This window comes from Pyrococcus woesei (assembly GCF_050496105.1).
Taxonomy (GTDB): domain Archaea; phylum Methanobacteriota_B; class Thermococci; order Thermococcales; family Thermococcaceae; genus Pyrococcus; species Pyrococcus furiosus.
Genome location: NZ_CP179867.1, coordinates 56,212 through 75,924, shown reverse-complemented (window position 1 = coordinate 75,924; position 19,713 = coordinate 56,212). Strand labels below are relative to the sequence as shown.

Here is a 19,713-nt window from a genome sequence, read left to right as displayed (position 1 = left end):
GTGTAGATGACATTTGTAAAAACTTTTTGGGGGGCAATTCTCCGTGGCGGGGAAAAAGGAATTTAGCATATTTGATCATGTGTTAGTACCTGAACATAGAGTACTTAGTGAAGAGGAAAAGAAAGCATTGCTAGAAAAGTACAAAATTACCTTAGCTCAATTACCTCAAATCAAAGCTAGCGATCCTGCTGTAAAAGCTTTGGGAGCTAAGCCGGGAGATGTTATCGAAATTAAAAGGAAAAGTCCAACTGCGGGTGTCTACTACTACTATAGGGTTGTTGTTGAAGACTAAAGTTCTGAAGGGGTGAGAAAATGAGAGGTCCGACTGTTGTAGATGTTACTCCCGACGATCTTTGGATTGTAATGGAGAGCTATTGGCAAGAGAAAGGGCTTGTGAGACAGCATCTTGACTCATACAATGCCTTTATTGAGAGAGGACTTCAAGAGGTGGTAAATGAGTTTGGTGGAATAAAGCCGGATATTCCAGACTTTGAAGTAAAGTTCGGTAAGATTAGAGTAGGAGAACCCGAGTTTCAAGAACCTCATGGTCAAAGAAAGCCCCTTTATCCAATGGATGCAAGAATAAGAAACCTAACCTACGCCGCACCACTCTACCTAGAAATGATTCCAGTTATAAAAGGAGTTGAGCAAGATCCAGTAGAGGTTAGAATTGGAGAACTTCCAATAATGCTAAAATCTAAAGTTTGTAGGCTGTACGGACTTAGCGATGAAGAATTAATAAAGCTTGGAGAGGATCCCAAGGATCCAGGTGGTTACTTCATAATCAACGGTTCTGAAAGAGTTATAGTCTCTATTGAAGACATAGCTCCCAATAGGACTTTGGTAGAGAAGGACGAAAGGCAAGAAAAGTACATAGCAAAGGTCTTTTCTTATAGACATGGGTATAGGGCTTTAGTTGCTGTTGAGAGAAGAAAGGATGGAATTCTTTACGTTGATATACCTAACGTACCTAAGCCTGTTAAATTCGTTTATGTGATGAGAGCTCTTGGGCTGGAGAGAGATAAGGATATCGTTGAGGCAGTAGGTAATGATCCAGAAGTTCAACAAATTATGTTTGATAACCTTGAGGATGCCAGCGATATAACTACCCAACAAGAGGCTCTTGAATTCATAGGTAAGCTTGTAGCTCCTGGGCAGGCCAGAGAATACAGACTTAAGAGGGCAGAATATGTAATTGATAACAACTTGTTGCCTCACATGGGTGTTTCTCCAGAGGATAGAATAAAGAAGGCTTACTACCTGGGAATGATGGCTCTTAAGGTCATCGAGCTCTCCCTCGGAAGAAGACCTGAAGATGACAAAGATCATTATGCAAATAAGAGGCTAAGGCTGGCTGGAGATCTTCTAAAGGACTTGTTCCGTGTAGCATTTTCTCAACTTGTTAAAGACATACAATATCAAATGACCAAGACATACCAAAGAAAAGGGGACAAATATACTTTTGGAAACATCCATAGATTTATTAGGAACTCCATAAGGCCAGACGTTCTCACCGAGAGAATTGAACATGCTCTTGCAACTGGAGCTTGGCCTGGTGGGAGAACGGGTGTCAGTCAGTTGCTAGATAGAACTAACTACATGTCTACATTATCCCACCTTAGAAGAGTCACGTCTCCACTAGACAGAGAACAGCCCCACTTCGAGGCTAGAGACCTTCACGGAACTCACTGGGGAAGAATTTGTCCAACGGAGACTCCTGAAGGTCCAAACTGTGGTCTTGTGAAGAATTTAGCATTGATGGCTCAAATAACAACAGCCGTTCCTGAAGAGGAGATTAGGGAGTACTTAATGTCTTTGGGAATAGTTCCAATTGAAGTTAGAAGACCAGATCCAACATTGTGGAGAGTTTACCTTAATGGTGTCCTCATCGGAACAATAGAGGATGGAAAAGCTTTAGTTCAGAGAATTAGGCAAGACAGAAGAAGTGGAAAGATCAGCGATGTTATCAATGTGGCATACTATGAGGACGTTAAAGAAGTCTACGTTAACAGCGACGATGGTAGGGTTAGAAGGCCTCTAATCATTGTTGAAAATGGCGTTCCTAAACTAACTAAAGAGCATGTTCAAGCAGTTAAAGAAGGAAGGCTCAAGTGGAGTGACTTAATTAAAATGGGAATTATCGAATACCTTGACGCAGAAGAGGAGGAAAACGCATATGTTGCAATGTGGCCCTGGGAAGTTACTGAAGAGCACACTCACTTAGAATTAATGCCTGCAGCCATTCTTGGCCTACCGGCTTCCCTTGTTCCCTATCCTGAACACAACGCAGCTCCAAGAAACACGTATGGAGCAGGTATGGCCAAGCAGAGCCTTGGACTTGGATGGGCAAACTTTAGAATTAGGGTAGATACTAGAGGTCACTTACTTCATTATCCACAGATTCCACTGGTGAACTCAAGAATAATGAAAGCAGTAGGATATGAGGATAGGCCTGCTGGTCAGAACTTCGTGGTTGCAGTCTTGGCTTACCAAGGTTATAACATGGAGGATGCTATCATAATAAACAAGGCCTCCATAGAGAGAGGACTCGCCAGATCAACTTTCTTCAGAACGTATGAAGCTGAGGAGAAGAAATACCTTGGAGGTCAGACTGACAAGTTTGAAATTCCGGATCCTACTGTAAGAGGTTACAGAGGAGAAAAGTACTATAGAAACCTTGATGAAGATGGTCTCATATTCCCAGAATCAAAAGTCGAGGGGAAGGACGTTTTAGTAGGAAGAACTTCTCCACCAAGGTTCCTTGAAGAGAGAGGTCTTGGAACTGTGTCTCTTCAGGAGAGAAGAGAGACTAGTGTGGCTGTAAGGCCGAGTGAGAAGGGAGTTGTTGATAAAGTAATAATAACCGAGACGGGAGATGGAACTAAGTTAGTTAAGGTTACTGTGAGAGACTTGAGAATCCCAGAACTCGGAGACAAATTCGCTTCAAGACATGGGCAGAAAGGTGTCATTGGACTTATTGTGCCCCAGGAGGACATGCCTTGGACCGAGAGTGGAATTGTACCCGATCTCATAGTTAATCCACACGGTATACCATCAAGAATGACCGTGGGTCAGCTAATTGAAGCTATAGGTGGTAAGGTTGCTTCACTTAAGGGAAGGAGAGTTGATGGAACAGCATTTATCGGAGAACCAGAAGAGAAGCTAAGAAAAGAGCTAGAAGAGCTTGGATTCAAGCATACGGGTAGAGAAATAATGTATGATGGTATAACAGGGAAGAGATTAGAGGCTGATATATTCATTGGTGTGATCTACTATCAGAGGCTCCACCACATGGTTGCAGATAAGATACATGCACGTTCAAGAGGTCCTGTCCAAGTTCTAACTAAGCAACCGACGGAAGGTAGAGCAAGAGAGGGTGGTCTAAGATTTGGAGAAATGGAGAGAGACGTTCTTGTTGGCCATGGAGCTGCCATGTTACTAATAGAGCGTTTACTTGAGGAGAGCGATAAGACTGAAGTATGGGTATGTGAGAACTGTGGACACATAGCACTAGAGGACAAGAGAAGAAGAAGAGTCTACTGTCCTGTTTGTGGAGAAGAAGAAAGAATTAGCAAAGTAGAGATGAGCTACGCGTTCAAATTGTTGCTTGATGAGTTGAAGGCCATGGTTATTAGACCTAAGTTAAACCTCTCAGAGAGGGTGTGAACCATGCAATCCATGAAAAAAGTTATTGGAAGTATTGAGTTTGGCATCCTCTCTCCTCAAGAAATTAGAAAAATGAGTGCTGTGGAAGTCACAGTACCAGATACTTACGATGACGATGGTTATCCAATAGAAGGCGGAGTAATGGACAAAAGAATGGGGGTAATAGACCCAGGACTTAGATGTGAAACGTGTGGAGGAAGGGCAGGAGAATGTCCAGGACACTTTGGTCACATTGAACTTGCTCGTCCTGTTATTCACGTAGGATTTGCAAAGACGATCTATAGAATCTTGGAAAGTACATGTAGAGAATGTGGAAGAATAAAACTCACAGATGAGGAAATCGAAGAGTACATGAAGAAAATTGAACTAGCGAGAAATAGAAGAAGTGAATTTAATGAAATTATTAAAGAGATTCACAAAAAGGCAAAAGAGAGAATGGTATGTCCTCACTGTGGAGCTCCTCAGTATCCTATAAAATTCGAAAAACCAACAATCTACTGGGAAATTAGAAAAGATGAGCAAGGAAATGAATATAGGCACAGATTGATGCCAACTGAAGTTAGAGATTGGTTAGAAAAAATACCTGACAAGGATTTACCCCTCCTGGGACTTGACCCAGAAAAATCAAGACCAGAGTGGATGGTTCTCACAGTTTTGCCTGTTCCCCCAGTAACTGCTAGACCTTCTATAACTTTGGAGACCGGTATAAGAGCTGAAGATGACTTAACTCATAAACTTGTTGACATAATAAGGATAAATAACAGGCTAAAGCAGAATATAGAAGCTGGAGCTCCTCAGTTGATTATTGAGGATCTCTGGGATCTCTTGCAGTATCACGTTACAACTTACATTAACAATGAAGCTCCAGGAGTTCCTCCTGCCAAGCACAAGAGTGGTAGGCCATTAAAAACTCTAGCTCAGAGACTTAAAGGAAAAGAAGGTAGATTTAGAGGAAACCTGAGCGGTAAGAGAGTCAACTTCTCAGCTAGAACAGTTATCAGTCCAGACCCAATGATAAGCATAAACGAAGTTGGAGTGCCAGTTGAAGTCGCAATGGAATTAACAGTTCCAGAAAAGGTCACTGAATTTAATATTGAGAGACTAAGGAAAATGGTCCTTAATGGCCCAGACAAATATCCCGGAGCTAACTACGTGATAGACCCCGAGGGTAGAAGAAGGAGAATCATGGATAGCAACAAGGAAACTCTCGCCAATCAACTGGACATAGGATGGACAGTTGAGAGGCATCTAATGGATGGAGATATAGTGCTGTTTAACAGACAGCCATCATTACACAGAATGAGCATTATGGCTCACAGAGTAAGGGTCATGCCCTACAGAACATTCCGTCTCAACTTGGCTGTATGTCCACCATACAATGCTGATTTTGATGGAGATGAGATGAATCTGCACGTTCCACAAACGGAGGAAGCTCAAGCTGAGGCTAGGATTCTAATGGAAGTTCAAAACCACATAATCTCTCCAAGATATGGTGGTCCAATAATTGGTGGAATTCAAGATCACATCTCTGGAGGCTATCTGTTAACTAGGGAGGGCGCATACTTCACGAGAGACGAAGTTGAGCAAATGTTGATGTTCGCTGGTGTAGATATAACAGAACTCCCAGAACCCGATAAGTATGACGAGAATGGAAATCCACTGTGGAGTGGGAAGACAATATTCTCTCTCTTACTTCCAGAAGACCTGACAGTGTGGTATAGGAATAAGCTGTGTGACGAGCCCGAGCGTTGTGAAGCTCTTGAGAAGCTGATAGAAGAGAAGTTAATGCCAGATCCGGAGGAAGTAAGAAAGCTTGCTTACGATGGATTCGTGTACATTCAGAATGGAAAGCTCTTAAGTGGAGCTATTGACAAGAAGGCCTATGGTAGAGAGGATGGAATTATCCTTGACTTGATTGTGAGAGAATATGGCGTAGAGAGAGCCAGACAATTCCTTGATCAAGTTACAAAGCTAACAATATGGGTAATTACCCACAAAGGATTTACAACGGGCATAGATGACGAAGACCTTCCAGAAGAAGCTAGGGATAGAATAAGAGAGATAATCAGAGAAGCCGAAGAAAGGGTTAACAAGCTTATAGAGGCATATAAGAGAGGTGAGCTGGAACCTCTCCCAGGAAAGAGCCTTGAAGATACCCTGGAGAGCTTGATAATGGCAGTTCTTGCCGAGGCTAGAGATAATGCAGGTGCCGTTGCAGAGAAGTACCTGGGTATGGACAACCATACTGTAATAATGGCAAAGACTGGAGCTAGAGGTAAAATCCTGAACATTACCCAGATGGCTGCTCTGCTCGGTCAACAGTCAATTAGAGGAAAGAGACTCTATAGAGGATTCAGAGGTAGAGTGCTAAGTCACTTTAAGCCCGGGGATCTTGGGGCAAGAGCGAAAGGTTTCGTTGTAAACTCTTACAAGAGCGGTTTAACACCTCAAGAGTACTTCTTCCACGCAATGGGTGGTAGAGAGGGTCTCGTAGATACCGCAGTTAGAACAGCCCAGAGCGGTTACATGCAGAGAAGACTAATTAACGCTCTACAAGACCTAAAGGTTGAGTATGATGGTACAGTTAGAAGTCCAGAAGGAATCATTGTTCAGTTCAAGTACGGTGAGGATGGAGTTGATCCAATGAAGAGTTGGAGAGGCAAGACAGTTGATGTAGATAGAATTATTGTGAGGACTCTCTTAAAGATGAGAGGAAATAACAAGGCGAAGGTGTGAGGTGGTTTCTATGGTCTCTCTTTCTACTATTAAATCTTTAATTGAAAAGAAGGGAGCAAATCTTCCTGAAAATGTGAAATCTGAACTTTATGAGAAGCTTAAGAAGTATAACGAGAAGTACAAATTAACGAAGGCTGAAATTGAGGCAATCATTGATGATGTTGTAAAAGAATATGAAAGGGCATTAGTTGAACCTGGGGAGCCAGTTGGTACTGTTGCTGCCCAGTCTATTGGAGAACCTTCAACCCAGATGACTCTCAACACTTTCCACTATGCAGGTGTTGCTGAAATTAACGTTACTTTAGGTTTGCCAAGAATTATAGAAATCGTGGATGCTAGGAAAAATCCATCAACCCCCATGATGACTGTATACTTAGATGAGGAACACAGATATGACAGGGCAAAGGCCGAGGAAGTGGCTAGAAGAATTGAAGGAACAACTTTAGAAAATCTTGCCAGATCAACAACTTTGGACTTAATAAACTTTGAATTTATAGTTGAAATTGATCCTGAGAGGCTCGAGAGAAGTGGACTTACTATGGAAAAAGTAGTCAAAAAGCTAGAAAGTTCATTCAAGAGCGCTGAGTTTGAGGTTGATGGGTATACCCTAATTGTAAGGCCAAAGAAGGCAGATAAGATTTCTGACCTCAGAAGATTTGCCGAAAAGATTAAAAAGCACCGTCTTAAGGGTCTCTCGGGCGTCGGTAAAACAATAGTGAGGAAAGAGGGAGACGAGTACGTAATATACACTGAAGGCTCCAACTTTAAGCAAGTCTTAAAAGTCCCGGGTGTAGATCCGACAAGAACTAGGACAAATAACATACACGAAATTGCAGAGGTGCTTGGAATAGAGGCCGCAAGAAATGCAATAATTGATGAAATAGTGAGTACAATGCAGGAACAAGGTCTAGAAGTAGATATAAGGCACATCATGCTCGTTGCAGACATGATGACTTTAGATGGGATAGTGAGGCCAATTGGTAGACATGGAGTTGTTGGAGAGAAGAGTAGTGTACTTGCAAGAGCTGCCTTCGAGATTACTGTCCAGCACTTATTTGAGGCTGCTGAAAAAGGTGAAGTTGACAACTTAAACGGTGTAATTGAAAACGTCTTAATCGGGCAGCCCGTTCCAGTGGGAACGGGCATGGTTAAGTTAACTATGAAACTACCACTAAGACCACAGAAAGAAAAGGAGGAGGTGTGATAGATGGATTTAGCATTTGAGCTTAGAAAAGCTATGGAAACTGGAAAAGTTGTCCTCGGTTCTAATGAAACAATTAGGTTAGCAAAGACTGGAGGAGCAAAGCTAATTATAGTGGCAAAGAATGCTCCCAAGGAAATAAAGGATGACATCTACTACTACGCAAAGCTCAGTGACATCCCAGTTTATGAGTTTGAAGGAACAAGTGTTGAACTTGGAACCCTTTTAGGAAAGCCATTTGTGGTGGCATCCCTTGCAATTGTTGACCCAGGAGAAAGCAAGATTCTAGCAATAGCCAAGAGGTGAGTTGAGAAATGCCACTAAAATTAACGACTGACCAAATAAAGTACATAGCTCTTTTCGAGAGCTTTACGGGAGCTACAGTGCTGGATTGTTTAATTGATCAAGAGAGGAATAAGCTAATTTATGTCATAAAGAAGGGGGAAATGGGTTTAGCCTTAGGAAGAGGGGGAATAAACGTAAGAAGGATAGAGGGATTAATTGGAAAGGAAATCGATTTAGTTGAACATTCAGAGAACCCAGAGGAATTCATAAAGAACATCTACAGAACAATGGGCGTAAAGGTTAAAAAAGTCCATATAACTGAAAAGAGAGACGGTAAGAAAGTTGCCCTCCTTGATGTTAACCCACGTGATAAGCCGAGAGCAATCGGAAGAGGGGGACGTAACATTAATATTGTTAAACAGTTAATGGAAAGACACCATGGGATTGAAGATGTAATAATAATTTGAGGGTGAGATCATGCCTGGTAAGAAAGCTCCAAATGGTGAATTTGCTGGTAGAAAACTCAAGCTCAAGAGAAAGAAGTTTAGGTGGAGCGATATCAGATACAAGAGAAGAGTCCTCAGGCTAAAGGAAAAGAGCGATCCACTTGAAGGTGCTCCTCAGGCTAGAGGAATTGTACTAGAGAAGATTGCAGTTGAGGCAAAGCAGCCGAACTCTGGAATGAGAAAGGCTGTAAGAGTGCAGCTAATCAAGAACGGTAAAGTAGTAACAGCATTCTGTCCTGGTGATGGTGCAATTAAGTTCATAGACGAACACGACGAGGTTATTATTGAGGGTATCGGTGGTCCAAAGGGTGGTTCAATGGGTGACATCCCAGGAATTAGATACAAGGTAGTCAAAGTCAACAGAGTTTCCCTAAAGGAATTAGTGAAGGGTAGAAAAGAAAAGCCCAGGAGGTGAAGAGGTATGGCAAAGCCACTAAACGAGAGATTCTTTATTCCTCATGAAATAAAAGTCATGGGAAGATGGTCAACAGAGGACGTTGAGGTTAGAGATCCCTCTCTTAAGCCCTACATAAACCTTGAGCCAAGACTTCTCCCCCACACCCATGGAAGACATGCGAAGAAGCACTTTGGGAAGGCCAATGTTCACATTGTCGAGAGGTTAATAAACAAGATAATGAGAAGTGGTGGAAGCCACTACAAGGTGGCAGGACACTTCATGAGAAGAGAGCACAGATCCCTCAACAGCAAAAAGGTTAAGGCTTATGAAGTCGTTAAAGAGGCCTTTAAGATAATCGAGCAAAGAACAGGGAAGAATCCAATTCAAGTTCTAGTATGGGCAATTGAAAATGCTGCGCCGAGAGAAGATACTACAAGCGTAATGTTCGGTGGTATAAGATACCACGTTGCAGTAGATATCTCTCCAATGAGAAGGCTAGATGTTGCACTTAGAAACATAGCCCTCGGAGCTTCAGCAAAGTGTTATAGAAACAAGATGAGCTTTGCTGAAGCTTTAGCAGAGGAAATAATTCTTGCAGCTAACAAGGATCCAAAGAGCTACGCATACAGTAAGAAGCTTGAAATCGAGAGAATTGCCGAATCTTCACGTTAGCTCTTCTCTTGTCTTTTCCACATAAAATTCTTATACCTTCTCCCCTTAAGTATAATTGGGGATGTAAATGAAGATACTCTATCCAACAGATTTTTCTGAAGTTTCTCAAAAGGCATTAACCGAATGTGTTCCGAGCATTATTTTAGGAATTGGAGAGGGTAGTGAGTTAATATTGCTTCATGTAGTTGACATAACGGCCTCAGAGATCGGAGCTCTTGAATTAGCTGAAGTAGATAAAGAAGAGTTGAACAATTTGGCTAGTCAGCTTAGAGAGAAGGGTATTAAGGTAAAACCAATCGTGAGAATTGGTATTCCCTCTTTAGAAATTTCAGAAGTGGCAAAGGAGGAAAACGTGGATCTTATTATAATCCCCTCAAAGGGAGAGAACATATTAAGGCAGATGCTTTTGGGTAGTACTGCTTCAAACTTAGCGAGAATAACTCACAAACCAGTTTTACTCCTTAGATATGAGGTTGAAAACGGGGAAATTAAATCTCTCCAAGACTGTTCTAGAATATTCGAGAAGCCACTAGTAGCTTTAGACCTCTCTAAATGCTCAGAAAAAATTATTGAAACTATTAAAGATCTTCCAGGTGTTAGGGAGGCTGTTCTCTTCCACGTTGTTGATTATGGAAAGGTTGAGGAGTTAGAAAATAACATCAAAAACGCTAAGGAAAAGCTATCTAAATATGGCAAACTTTTACCATGGAAAACAAAAATAGAAGTGCAGGCTGGAATAGCCTCTAAAGGAATAATAGGTGCGGCCATAGATAATAATGTTACACTTGTTGTTATTGGGAAGAAGGGAAGAAGTGTACTAAAGGATCTACTTCTTGGAAGCACTGCTGAAAGAGTAATTAGAGATTGCAAATTGCCTACCCTCTTAATTCCATGTGAATGAGAGGTGATTTTTGTGGGATTTAGATACAAACAAGTCATCGTAGCTAGGAGTGATCTTAAACTAAGTAAAGGGAAGCTGGCAGTTCAAGTGGCTCATGGTGCCGTTACTGCGGCCTTTGAGGCATACAAAAAGAAGAGAGAGTGGTTCGAAGCATGGTTCAGGGAGGGGCAGAAAAAAGTTGTTGTCAAGGCCCAAAACGAGGAAGAGTTATTTAAACTGAAAAGTGAAGCCGAAAAGCTAGGTCTTCCTACAGCTTTAATAAGAGATGCAGGGCTAACTGAAATTCCTCCAGGAACAATAACAGTTTTAGCCATAGGGCCTGGGCCAGAGGAAGTTGTAGATAAGGTGACAGGACATTTAAAACTTCTATAGGTAGAAGAGTATGAGTGATCCTGTTGGAGGGCTGAAGTACTTGACAACTTCTCCTGGGATAGGTGGGAAAATTAAGGTATATCCCGAAGATTTCATAGTTAAAGAGGTTATTCCAAAGTCCATTTTTAAAGCTGGGAAATGCAAAATATATATTTTAAAGAAGAAAAATTGGGAAACCATGGCCGCAATAAAGGAGATTGCAAAACGAGTAGGAGTTCATTATTCGGAAATTGGCTTTGCAGGAACCAAAGATCGACATGCTGTGACTTACCAGTATATTAGCATTTGTAGAGATGTTAACTTGGAAGAGGTGAAAATTAGAGATATTGAGCTCAAGTTCGTTGGATATGGAAGACCTCTAAAGCTTGGCTTTCTCCTGGGGAACTTCTTTAAGATTAGGGTTAGAGAATCCAATCCCTCACTGTTGCCAAGTGTAATTGAAGAAGCCAAAGAAAAGGGAGGCTTTCCAAATTATTTTGGCATACAAAGGTTTGGTGAAAAGAGGAGTGTAAATCATGTTGTTGGCAAGCTACTTCTCTTGGGAAAATATGAAGAGGCTGCGGAAGTATTTTTGGGATTCCCAGGAAAAGGAATGGAAGGAGATGAAGCTAGAAGAAAATTTCTGGAGACTAAGGATGTTGATCTTGCTCTTAGGGAGTTTCCAAACTTCTTGAGATATGAGAGAGCAATGCTCTACAGATACAAAGAAACAGGTAGCTGGAAGAAAGCATTTTTAGTTCTTCCTCGACCGATACTGAGGATATTTATTCACTCCTTCCAGTCCTATCTCTTTAACCTTTATCTTTCTAGGAGAATTGAAGAGGGACTTCCTTTAAATAAAGCTCTCCCAGGTGATATAGTTATTCAAGTAAAGAAAGGCATACCCTTGAGAAAGAGAACGTATAGAGTCACCGAGAATAACGTTGATTTTGTTAATAGAAAAATTAAAGAAGGTGAGGCGATGGTTTCTGGCCCTATTTTTGGCTATATGTACAGAAAAGGAAAGGGAATTCCTGGAAGATTGGAGGAAGAGATTTTAGAAGAAGCGGGAGTCAAACTTGAATACTTTAAGAAGCTTCCAAAACCAATGAGGGAGCCTGGGGGAAGAAGGGAATTACTGATAAGGCCAATGAAATTTGCATACAAAGTTGAGGATAGGGATGTTATCTTTAGGTTTTTCCTTCCTAAAGGAGTTTACGCAACAAGCGTTTTAAGGGAGATAATGAAAAACTAATCCAGTTCTATTCCCTTAACCTTGTCACTCACATAACCCTCCAGGATCTCAACTTTTACCTCTCTTTTCTCTCCTGTCAAATCGGCCATTAAACTTACAGCTCTCTGGTAATCCCAAAGTCTTCTTTTTGCTTCCTCTGTAACCTTGTATGCCATGACAATTATTTCTTTTTCCATGCTTTTACTTGCCATTTCTATTACTTTTTGAGCGTCAAGTTCAGTGAATACACCCTTCTTCTTTACAAGCATAATCATTCACCTAGGTTTTCTTATCTTTGCAATATAAAACGCTTCCGTATCATTATCTTGGGGATGTATTCTAAGGGTCTTCTTAAGTTCATCAGAATACTTTTTGCCCTCCCACTCCAACACCGGTTCAGTTGATTTTAATGGGAGGTTAATCTTCTCAAGTTTTGCGTCAGTTTTCTGGAGCAAGAAATCCACCACTTCCTCGTTTTCTAGAGGATCCACTGTACATGTGGAGTACACTAAGACTCCCCCCGGCTTTAGAGCTTTGTATGCCGCAAGTATTAGTCTCTTTTGGAGCTTTGAGTGATAGTAAACTTTCCCCATGCTCCAAGTTCGTGCAAACTTGAAGTTCTTCCTTATCATCCCAACGGAGGAGCATGGAGCATCTAATAAGATTTTATCAAATGTGTTTTCATATCTTCTAAAGTATGCTCCATCTTTGACAGTCACTTTTGCAATTAGAACTCCAGCCTTATTGAGGTTTGATATCAGTATGTTTGCCCTGTCTCTTTTTGCATCATTTGCAATTATACAACCTTCATTGTTCATGTACTGGGCTATCTGGGTTGTTTTGCTCCCAGGTGCTGCAGCCATATCTAGAACTAATTCTCCAGGTTGTGGATCTAGGACGACGGGAGGTATCATTGAACTTGCTTCCTGGGGAATTATAAGGCCCAGCGAGTATTCAATTAGCTCTCCGAAGTTTACTTCATATCTCTTTATGAAGAACCCCTCTCCTTTAGTCCATGGTATTGGTTCTAGTTCAAACTTCTCTTCTAGTAAGCTTTTAATCTCGTTTAGATGGCCTTTCAACGTGTTTATCCTTATACTAGGGCGGAGGGGTTTATACAGATACTTCCAAAAGTCTTCGCTTTCGTCAAGTTTTGAGTATCTCTCCACTAATTTTTCGTTTATTTTTCTGAATTCTTCTAAATACTCCACTTTTACACCTCCATCATATGTCTGGAACTAGCTGAGCCATCCATCTTCCATCTGGTAGTCTCTCTATTTTCATGTCGTGATATGTTATTGCCTTGACTTCTTCCTTTGGCTCGTGTTTCTCTGGATCAAATTTTTCTCCGTAGGCCTTTCCCCTTAATATATATTTTCCGTCTTTCTGCTCTATTTTTACTTTAAAGTCTCCAAAAACAAGTCCCTCTATGTCGTGGAGGTATAATAGTTCCTCTAAAAATGAATATAGCAAGCTTTCTAAATCCTCTCCCTCTACTTCAATATCTATTTCCACTTTTTTCTCAATCTTTCTAACATTTACAATTACATCAAAGAGAGCTAATGCCACAGCTTCGAAAGCCTCCTCAAGTGTGTCTCCATAGCCCCTAATTCCTATATCAGCCGTATGTTCATAGTGTTCCCACTGTCTCATTTTTCATCCCCCTAAGTTAAAATTATAAACTGACTTTAATGATTTCTCTCCATGATAGTTGATGGAGATCTTCACATTCATTCTCACTATTCTAAAGCAGTTTCCAAGCTCATGACCTTCCCAATAATTGCTGAAAATGCAAAACTTAAGGGTCTCAACTTAGTAGGGACGGGGGATAGTCTAAACCCTCACTGGGAAAAGGAGTTATTAAAACACTCAAAGCCTATTGATGATGGTACTTTTGAAGTTAACGGGGTTAAGTTCATACTAACCTGTGAGGTTGAGGATAAAAGAAGAGTTCACCATCTTCTTATATTCCCAACATTGTCCCAGGTGAGAGAGTTTAGGGAGAAAGTAAAGATATACTCCACAAATATTGAGAGTGAGGGTAGGCCTAACTTAAATTTAACAGCCGAAGAAATTGCTGAAATGGCAAATGAGTTAGATATTTTAATAGGCCCCGCTCATGCCTTCACACCTTGGACAAGCTTGTATAAGGAATATGATTCGTTGAAAGATGCATATGGAGATGCGAAAATAGATTTTCTGGAGTTAGGACTTTCAGCGGATAGTGACATGGCTGACATGATAAAGGCTCACCATTCAATTCCATACTTGAGCAATTCCGATGCTCATTCCCCGAACCCCCATAGATTGGGAAGGGAGTTTAACAGATTTGAAGTTAAAGATGTGACTTTTGAGGAAATTAGAAAAGCAATAAAGGGGGTAGGTGGGAGAAAGATCATGTTAAATGCTGGTTTAGATCCAAGGCTTGGGAAATATCATTTAACTGCCTGCAGTAGGTGTTATACAAAATACACACTTCAAGATGCGGTTTCCCTCAGTTGGAAGTGTCCCAAGTGTGGAGGAATTATCAAAAAGGGGGTAAGAGACAGAATTCTTGAGTTGGCAGATACGAGTGAAAAACCAAAAGATAGGCCTCCATATGTTAGGTTAGCTCCTTTGGCTGAGATTATAGCTATGGTACTTGGGAAGGGAATTGAAAGTAAGGCTGTTAAGCTTCTATGGAATAGATTCCTTAGGGAATTTGGAAGTGAAATAAGAGTGCTGATAGATTTGCCAATAGAATCAATAGCTAGTGTTCATGAAGGAGTTGCGAAGGCGATATGGGCATATAGGAATAACAAACTCATTATAGTCCCAGGAGGGGGAGGTAAGTACGGAGAGATAAGGATCCCAGAAGAAATTCTAAAGGCTAAAATTGAAGATTTGAATAGTATTGAGATATCGGGAGGAGAAGCCGAGTTGCCGAAACCTAAGCAGAGGACCCTGCTTCAATATATTAAAAATAAAGAGGTAAATTAAATGCTCATTATCCCTAAGATTTCTCTGTTTTCTAGGTTTATAATCTTAATTTCTCTTTCCCTTGTGTTGAGAATTGCAAAGCTTTTAATTCCTGTTATATACCCACAAACTTCCCCTGGGTTTACAATCAGAGTTCTTCCAACTTCTTGAATTCCATATTTGTGAGTATGGCCCCTAATTACAATATCGTACATTTGACTTCTTGCGAAAGCCTCTACAACCCTTTCGTCAGTTCCGTGCAAGAGTACTACTTTTAGCCCGTCTATGTCAAGGGTTAGTATTTCATCTTTTATTCCAAGCTTCTCTTCAAGCATTTTTCTTTCTCCATCGTTGTTTCCAAAAACTCCTTTCAAAGGTGCACTTAGTTTCGATAGTTCTCTTGCCACAAATGGGGCTACATAATCTCCTGCATGCAAAACTAAATCAACCCCCTCTTCATTGAAGTACTCCACGGCAAGCTTTATTGCTTCCAAATTGTCGTGAGTATCACTCATTATTCCGACTTTCATTTTTCCTCACCCTACCAGGCTTTCCTAACTACTCTAACTTCTCCCTTTTCACCAACTCCTCCCTTAACTTCAAAAACTTTACCAAAGAATTGCTCTACAACCCAAACATTTGTAATTAAATGCTTTGTTATCTCTGCAACCTTAATCTTTCCTCCACTTATTGCTAGGAAGGGAATTATTTGGTCTCCAAGGAACTTATCCACACAGGCCTTGGTTTTTACCTGGGATAAAAGCTCTTGGGCTGCTTCCCTTCCTACTTCTTCGGCTGGTTTCCCCTTTTTGCCTAGAGCATCTCCACCTAATCTTAGGCACTCGGTTTCAGCCCATACAACTATTCCACTTCCTGGGCCTAAGGAGTGTGAAACCTCCTTTTTTATTTCAATTGGAACTCCAAGAACCTTTAGTTCTTCCATGGCGGCTTTTGCCTGTCTCTCAGCTACATGGGCTGGTAAATTAGTTGCATGACTTATTCCCGAGACCTTGTATATATTTTCGAACTCTTCCGCTATTAGCTCCTTTCTCTCTATCCAGGGTTTCACGTAACCCGCTACTATCCCTCCTCCTTTTGGATAGTGTCCCCTTCTAAGAAGTTTTATCTCTCCCTCAATTCCAATTTTCCTTAGGGCGAACATTGTGACATTTATAAGATAATCCACAGGTGGACTCCAGGAGACGTCTGTTCCCCCTGTTATTTTGAATTCTACAGTATCTTTTGCAAATACCATTGCGGGAAGGAGGGCCTGGAGAACAAGGGTTATGCTACCCGCAGTTCCTATGTCTACCCTTATTTCCCCTCCTTTTAGCTCCCCTGGGATGAAAGTTACTTCTCTAGACCCTACTTCAGCTCCTTCGACTTTAGCATTTGCTAGTTTTTTCAAAGCTAAAATTGCGTTTAGATGTTGTGGTCTAAGTCCAGGGTTTGGTCTGTTTGCTCGAATGTTTATAATCTTCACGGGTTCTCCAGTTATGGCTGAGAGTGCTATGGAGGTTCTCAAGATCTGTCCTCCACCCTCGCCATAACTTCCGTCTATTATTATCATGGCGTGCCCCCAGTGATGATAGTAGCAGCTTCCTTTAAAAGTGATACTTCATCTTTGCCCTTCTCGGTGAGTTTTAATTTTTCAAATAAGTTTTTTATTAATTCTACGCCAAGAAACGTTTTGTAGTCTGGAGGAAATATCCGCACTATCTCGGTTGGAGGAGTTATTCCCAGGTTTGTTTCTAGGACTTTAAGGAAAGTTTCATCATCTAAGGGAGGCAAGTTAATTCTAATTGGAAACTTTAACCCAGCATATCTTTCGGGATGTCTGGTGTCAACAATTAGTGTGAAATTTATTGGAATTGTTATTCTTTTTCCTTCCAATATAGTTCTCACTTCTCCTCTCTTTTTTAGTTTGAGCAATGTCTTTACAAGGTCTTCTGGAGGCTCTGTAAGGATCAAAAATCCACCAGTAGCTCTCAAAAAGAGGGGAGCTATATAGATACTTTCCTCCACTTTCTTAAATGAGAAGTCTTCCAAGCTATCTAGATAAAAATCCCAATGAATTATTGGAGGCTTTATTAAAACCTTATCAAAGTAAGAGCCTCTGTATTCGTGGAGTTCTTCATCAAATATTCTTATTATTAGGTCTTCTTTTTCAAGGAACCTTGGAATTAGCACTGTTCCCTCTACTATTGCTTTCAGAAGATTTGGAATTTCGAGCTCCGCCATGTTAAAAATAATGGTATCTTCCATGAGCTCAAGTAGTCTAAGTTTTTTCACGTACTTTTCAGGTAAATCTACCTTAGAAAAGTTGAAAGTAATCTTTTCTTGGACATCTTCAAATATCTCTCTTTTTTCTTTCTGGAGGCTTTCAAAAAGCTCTCTAGATATCGCAGTTATCTGATATAACTTATCTATACCATCTGTATACAATACTCCATTAGAAACTAACCTAAGTCCTAGTCGTCCTAACATGGCAGATAACTCTTCTTCGCTTCTTGTAGTTATTGCCTTTTTATCTTTAACATCTTCATATCCTCTTTGAATTACAATGAAATCTGAAGGATGAATGTTATTCTCCTTCAGAAAAGCTTCAAGAACTTCAATGGCAAGCTTTTCATTTAAGGCATAGACTTTAATGAAATCGATAGTTCCGTCTTTCCTCATACCAGCCATTACTACAAAATCTCTTCTTTCTTTTGGTTTTGTGATATTATTAATACTCTCGCTCATATTAGCTCTCCTCAAATTATCTACGTAGTTTCTCCTTAAAAGTCTCGCCCAAAATCCTTATATAATGAGAAAATAACACTTAGATGATCATCTAAATGGGGGGAGGAAGATGGTGGACTATGAGCTTTTAAAAAAGGTAGTAGAGGCTCCGGGAGTTTCAGGATATGAGTTCATGGGAATTAGAGATGTCGTTATTGAAGAGATAAAGGACTATGTGGATGAAGTAAATGTAGACAAACTCGGAAACGTTATTGCTCACAAGAAAGGGGAAGGTCCAAAAGTAATGATAGCGGCCCATATGGATCAAATTGGACTGATGGTCACGCATATAGAAAAGAATGGATTTCTCAGAGTTGCTCCAATAGGAGGAATAGATCCAAGGACATTAATTGCTCAGAGGTTTAAAGTTTGGATAGACAAAGGAAAGTTTATCTACGGAGTTGGAGGTAGTGTTCCTCCACACATACAGAAGCCTGAAGATAGGAAGAAAGCTCCAGATTGGGATCAGATATTCATAGACATTGGAGCAGAGAGCAAGGAAGAGGCCGAGGAGTTGGGAGTAAAAATAGGAACAATAGTAACCTGGGATGGGAGACTTGAGAGGCTGGGGAAACACAGATTTGTCAGCATAGCATTTGACGATAGGATAGCTGTATACACTTTAATTGAAACTGCAAGACAGCTTCAAGATACGAAGGCAGATATCTACTTTGTGGCCACAGTGCAGGAGGAGGTTGGGTTAAGAGGTGCGAGGACAAGTGCCTTTGGAATTAATCCCGATTATGGTTTTGCCATTGATGTTACTATAGCTGCAGATGTACCAGGAACACCAGAGCACAAGCAAGTTACTCAACTTGGAAAGGGCACTGCAATCAAGATAATGGATCGTTCAGTAATCTGCCATCCAACAATTGTTAGGTGGATGGAGGAACTGGCAAAGAAGTACGAGATTCCTTACCAGTGGGATATTCTGCTGGGAGGAGGTACAGACGCTGGGGCTATTCACTTAACTAGGGCTGGAGTTCCAACAGGTGCTGTAAGTATTCCTGCACGATACATACACTCAAATGCAGAGGTTGTAGATGAGAGAGACGTTGATGCAAGTGTAAAGTTGATGGTAAAAGTTCTTGAACATATACACGAGCTAAAGATTTAATTACTCTCTTACCTTATTTTTTAGGTGATTCTGGATGAGGGTATTGAAAGAATGGAATGTAAAAGTTAAGCTTGTAAGAACAAAAAGAGGAGCAATACTTCACATGATAGAGCTCAGTCCAAACCACTTTTATCTTGAGCAAAATCCATTAAAGGACTCAAAATATGGAGTTGCATATAGAAAAATTAAGCAAGTATTCCCAGAATTTTATCTGTTCTGGGAGATCAAGGACAACAAGTATACAGGTAGGATGCTCGCTGGAGCTTTCCTAGAGAAAGACGAAATTGATGAGTTCATAACATTACTCGCTAAAACAGAAGACTTTAAGAAATTTGAGCACATATTAGAGGAAATCGAGGAAATAGAAGAAGAGTAGATGCTTAAGGGCTCTAACTCTCTATTTTAATTTAATTTACACATAGCGATACTGTTATGGTGATCTCCTCCTGGATCCATTCAGTAACATTACCAGGAGGTCTATCAAACCTAGAATAAATCCCTGACAAATTATACCAGAAGGTAAACAGAAAACTAAGTTGTGACTCCTCCACTAGTCTCTAGCTCTAAAATTGTTTCAGAAGCACTTTTCTGGGGGGATTTTGTTCCGGCGAAAGGTTTTCAAGGCCGAAACCATACAGTAAATAATGGTTTTAATTCTCATGTTCTCCCTTCTTTTTCTGAAGTATTGTCACTAACTTAAACCTGTTACCTCACTACTTGTTCTATACACTTTGTAGATAGACGTGGCCTTTATGAGAAGAATAACATTTTTAAACTTCAATTATTCATGTGGATGTGAGCGGGGGTGCCCGAGCCTGGCCAAAGGGGCCGGACTTAAGATCCGGTGCCGTAGGGCTGCGCGGGTTCGAATCCCGCCCCCCGCACCATCTCTTCTTAGGTGATAG

20 protein-coding genes, 1 tRNA gene and 1 pseudogene are annotated in these 19,713 nt (G+C 40.8%); 15 read left to right on the top strand and 7 right to left on the bottom strand.

From position 1 onward, the window contains the following. Positions 1-43: 43 nt before the first annotated feature. The 11 genes from ACMFNG_RS00430 (at position 44) to truD (ending at position 11,970) form a co-directional block, all read left to right on the top strand. Entirely contained in the window at positions 44-292 is a 249-nt protein-coding gene (locus ACMFNG_RS00430; protein ID WP_011012711.1) for a DNA-directed RNA polymerase subunit H, read from the top strand. A gap of 20 nt (positions 293-312) precedes the next feature. Beyond that, positions 313-3,666, top strand: a complete 3,354-nt coding sequence (locus ACMFNG_RS00425) for a DNA-directed RNA polymerase subunit B (RefSeq protein WP_011012710.1) — start codon at positions 313-315, stop codon at positions 3,664-3,666. 3 nt (positions 3,667-3,669) lie between these two features. After that, complete coding sequence (locus ACMFNG_RS00420; RefSeq protein WP_014835440.1) at positions 3,670-6,402, top strand: DNA-directed RNA polymerase subunit A'; 2,733 nt, start codon at positions 3,670-3,672, stop codon at positions 6,400-6,402. A gap of 10 nt (positions 6,403-6,412) precedes the next feature. Beyond that, positions 6,413-7,606 (top strand): DNA-directed RNA polymerase subunit A'', encoded by a 1,194-nt coding sequence (gene rpoA2 / locus ACMFNG_RS00415; RefSeq protein ID WP_011012708.1) that lies wholly within the window; start codon positions 6,413-6,415, stop codon positions 7,604-7,606. A 3-nt stretch (positions 7,607-7,609) separates the two neighbouring features. Next, positions 7,610-7,909 (top strand): 50S ribosomal protein L30e, encoded by a 300-nt coding sequence (locus ACMFNG_RS00410; protein WP_011012707.1) that lies wholly within the window; start codon positions 7,610-7,612, stop codon positions 7,907-7,909. Between the two features lie 8 nt (positions 7,910-7,917). Then, entirely contained in the window at positions 7,918-8,355 is a 438-nt protein-coding gene (locus ACMFNG_RS00405) for a NusA-like transcription termination signal-binding factor (RefSeq protein WP_011012706.1), read from the top strand. 10 nt (positions 8,356-8,365) lie between these two features. Beyond that, the gene (locus ACMFNG_RS00400) at positions 8,366-8,809 is read left to right on the top strand and encodes a 30S ribosomal protein S12 (RefSeq protein WP_010867743.1); all 444 of its coding nucleotides are present in this window, start codon (positions 8,366-8,368) and stop codon (positions 8,807-8,809) included. 6 nt (positions 8,810-8,815) lie between these two features. After that, positions 8,816-9,463, top strand: coding sequence for a 30S ribosomal protein S7 (gene rpsG / locus ACMFNG_RS00395; RefSeq protein ID WP_011012705.1), 648 nt, complete (start codon positions 8,816-8,818; stop codon positions 9,461-9,463). A gap of 67 nt (positions 9,464-9,530) precedes the next feature. Beyond that, the gene (locus ACMFNG_RS00390; protein ID WP_011012704.1) at positions 9,531-10,364 is read left to right on the top strand and encodes a universal stress protein; all 834 of its coding nucleotides are present in this window, start codon (positions 9,531-9,533) and stop codon (positions 10,362-10,364) included. 12 nt (positions 10,365-10,376) lie between these two features. Continuing rightward, positions 10,377-10,736 carry a peptidyl-tRNA hydrolase Pth2 gene (pth2, locus tag ACMFNG_RS00385; RefSeq protein WP_011012703.1) on the top strand — a complete coding sequence of 120 codons (360 nt, stop codon included), beginning with the start codon at positions 10,377-10,379 and terminating at the stop codon, positions 10,734-10,736. 10 nt (positions 10,737-10,746) lie between these two features. After that, positions 10,747-11,970, top strand: coding sequence for a tRNA pseudouridine(13) synthase TruD (truD, locus tag ACMFNG_RS00380; RefSeq protein WP_011012702.1), 1,224 nt, complete (start codon positions 10,747-10,749; stop codon positions 11,968-11,970). Here the strand turns inward: truD and ACMFNG_RS00375 are convergent. From ACMFNG_RS00375 to ACMFNG_RS00365, 3 genes are read right to left on the bottom strand one after another with little or no spacing between them, the layout of a single operon-like run. After that, the gene (locus tag ACMFNG_RS00375) at positions 11,967-12,218 is read right to left on the bottom strand and encodes a hypothetical protein (protein WP_011012701.1); all 252 of its coding nucleotides are present in this window, start codon (positions 12,216-12,218) and stop codon (positions 11,967-11,969) included. The genes truD and ACMFNG_RS00375 overlap by 4 nt on opposite strands. A gap of 6 nt (positions 12,219-12,224) precedes the next feature. Continuing rightward, complete coding sequence (locus ACMFNG_RS00370; protein ID WP_011012700.1) at positions 12,225-13,160, bottom strand: tRNA (cytosine(49)-C(5))-methyltransferase; 936 nt, start codon at positions 13,158-13,160, stop codon at positions 12,225-12,227. A 13-nt stretch (positions 13,161-13,173) separates the two neighbouring features. After that, positions 13,174-13,602: an archease gene (locus ACMFNG_RS00365; RefSeq protein WP_011012699.1), complete on the bottom strand. Its 429-nt coding sequence runs from the start codon at positions 13,600-13,602 to the stop codon at positions 13,174-13,176. 51 nt (positions 13,603-13,653) lie between these two features. Here ACMFNG_RS00365 and ACMFNG_RS00360 point away from each other — a divergent pair, with 51 nt between their 5' ends. After that, positions 13,654-14,928: a TIGR00375 family protein gene (locus tag ACMFNG_RS00360; RefSeq protein WP_011012698.1), complete on the top strand. Its 1,275-nt coding sequence runs from the start codon at positions 13,654-13,656 to the stop codon at positions 14,926-14,928. Here the strand turns inward: ACMFNG_RS00360 and ACMFNG_RS00355 are convergent. From ACMFNG_RS00355 to ACMFNG_RS00345, 3 genes are read right to left on the bottom strand one after another with little or no spacing between them, the layout of a single operon-like run. Continuing rightward, positions 14,925-15,437, bottom strand: a complete 513-nt coding sequence (locus tag ACMFNG_RS00355) for a metallophosphoesterase (protein ID WP_011012697.1) — start codon at positions 15,435-15,437, stop codon at positions 14,925-14,927. The two genes, ACMFNG_RS00360 and ACMFNG_RS00355, sit on opposite strands and share 4 nt — an antisense overlap. 11 nt (positions 15,438-15,448) lie before the next feature. After that, positions 15,449-16,477, bottom strand: a complete 1,029-nt coding sequence (gene rtcA, locus ACMFNG_RS00350; RefSeq protein ID WP_011012696.1) for an RNA 3'-terminal phosphate cyclase — start codon at positions 16,475-16,477, stop codon at positions 15,449-15,451. Beyond that, the gene (locus ACMFNG_RS00345; protein ID WP_011012695.1) at positions 16,474-17,652 is read right to left on the bottom strand and encodes a hypothetical protein; all 1,179 of its coding nucleotides are present in this window, start codon (positions 17,650-17,652) and stop codon (positions 16,474-16,476) included. Before ACMFNG_RS00345 ends, rtcA begins: the two co-directional genes overlap by 4 nt. 109 nt (positions 17,653-17,761) lie before the next feature. Here ACMFNG_RS00345 and ACMFNG_RS00340 point away from each other — a divergent pair, with 109 nt between their 5' ends. Together ACMFNG_RS00340 and ACMFNG_RS00335 are read left to right on the top strand one after the other, a co-directional pair. Next, a complete protein-coding gene (locus ACMFNG_RS00340; RefSeq protein ID WP_011012694.1) occupies positions 17,762-18,808 on the top strand; it encodes a M42 family metallopeptidase in 1,047 nt (348 codons plus the stop codon). Between the two features lie 34 nt (positions 18,809-18,842). Beyond that, positions 18,843-19,184, top strand: a complete 342-nt coding sequence (locus ACMFNG_RS00335; RefSeq protein ID WP_011012693.1) for a DUF7132 family protein — start codon at positions 18,843-18,845, stop codon at positions 19,182-19,184. Between the two features lie 207 nt (positions 19,185-19,391). Here ACMFNG_RS00335 and ACMFNG_RS00330 read toward each other — a convergent pair. Then, positions 19,392-19,469: pseudogene (locus ACMFNG_RS00330) on the bottom strand (IS6 family transposase); the annotation flags it as partial. Between the two features lie 138 nt (positions 19,470-19,607). Between ACMFNG_RS00330 and ACMFNG_RS00325 the strand changes: the two are divergent. Next, a tRNA-Leu gene (locus ACMFNG_RS00325) sits at positions 19,608-19,695 on the top strand. Positions 19,696-19,713 lie beyond the last annotated feature (18 nt).

Coding starts and splice junctions, on each gene's coding strand:
- ACMFNG_RS00400 (WP_010867743.1), top strand. CDS start 8,366: ATGCCTGGTAAGAAAGCTCCAAATGGTGAATTTGCTGGTAGAAAACTC.
- ACMFNG_RS00335 (WP_011012693.1), top strand. CDS start 18,843: ATGAGGGTATTGAAAGAATGGAATGTAAAAGTTAAGCTTGTAAGAACA.
- ACMFNG_RS00355 (WP_011012697.1), bottom strand. CDS start 15,437: ATGAAAGTCGGAATAATGAGTGATACTCACGACAATTTGGAAGCAATA.
- ACMFNG_RS00375 (WP_011012701.1), bottom strand. CDS start 12,218: ATGCTTGTAAAGAAGAAGGGTGTATTCACTGAACTTGACGCTCAAAAA.
- ACMFNG_RS00390 (WP_011012704.1), top strand. CDS start 9,531: ATGAAGATACTCTATCCAACAGATTTTTCTGAAGTTTCTCAAAAGGCA.
- rtcA (WP_011012696.1), bottom strand. CDS start 16,477: ATGATAATAATAGACGGAAGTTATGGCGAGGGTGGAGGACAGATCTTG.
- ACMFNG_RS00360 (WP_011012698.1), top strand. CDS start 13,654: ATGATAGTTGATGGAGATCTTCACATTCATTCTCACTATTCTAAAGCA.
- rpsG (WP_011012705.1), top strand. CDS start 8,816: ATGGCAAAGCCACTAAACGAGAGATTCTTTATTCCTCATGAAATAAAA.
- ACMFNG_RS00410 (WP_011012707.1), top strand. CDS start 7,610: ATGGATTTAGCATTTGAGCTTAGAAAAGCTATGGAAACTGGAAAAGTT.
- ACMFNG_RS00420 (WP_014835440.1), top strand. CDS start 3,670: ATGCAATCCATGAAAAAAGTTATTGGAAGTATTGAGTTTGGCATCCTC.
- truD (WP_011012702.1), top strand. CDS start 10,747: ATGAGTGATCCTGTTGGAGGGCTGAAGTACTTGACAACTTCTCCTGGG.
- ACMFNG_RS00405 (WP_011012706.1), top strand. CDS start 7,918: ATGCCACTAAAATTAACGACTGACCAAATAAAGTACATAGCTCTTTTC.
- ACMFNG_RS00345 (WP_011012695.1), bottom strand. CDS start 17,652: ATGAGCGAGAGTATTAATAATATCACAAAACCAAAAGAAAGAAGAGAT.
- ACMFNG_RS00340 (WP_011012694.1), top strand. CDS start 17,762: ATGGTGGACTATGAGCTTTTAAAAAAGGTAGTAGAGGCTCCGGGAGTT.
- ACMFNG_RS00365 (WP_011012699.1), bottom strand. CDS start 13,602: ATGAGACAGTGGGAACACTATGAACATACGGCTGATATAGGAATTAGG.
- ACMFNG_RS00425 (WP_011012710.1), top strand. CDS start 313: ATGAGAGGTCCGACTGTTGTAGATGTTACTCCCGACGATCTTTGGATT.
- rpoA2 (WP_011012708.1), top strand. CDS start 6,413: ATGGTCTCTCTTTCTACTATTAAATCTTTAATTGAAAAGAAGGGAGCA.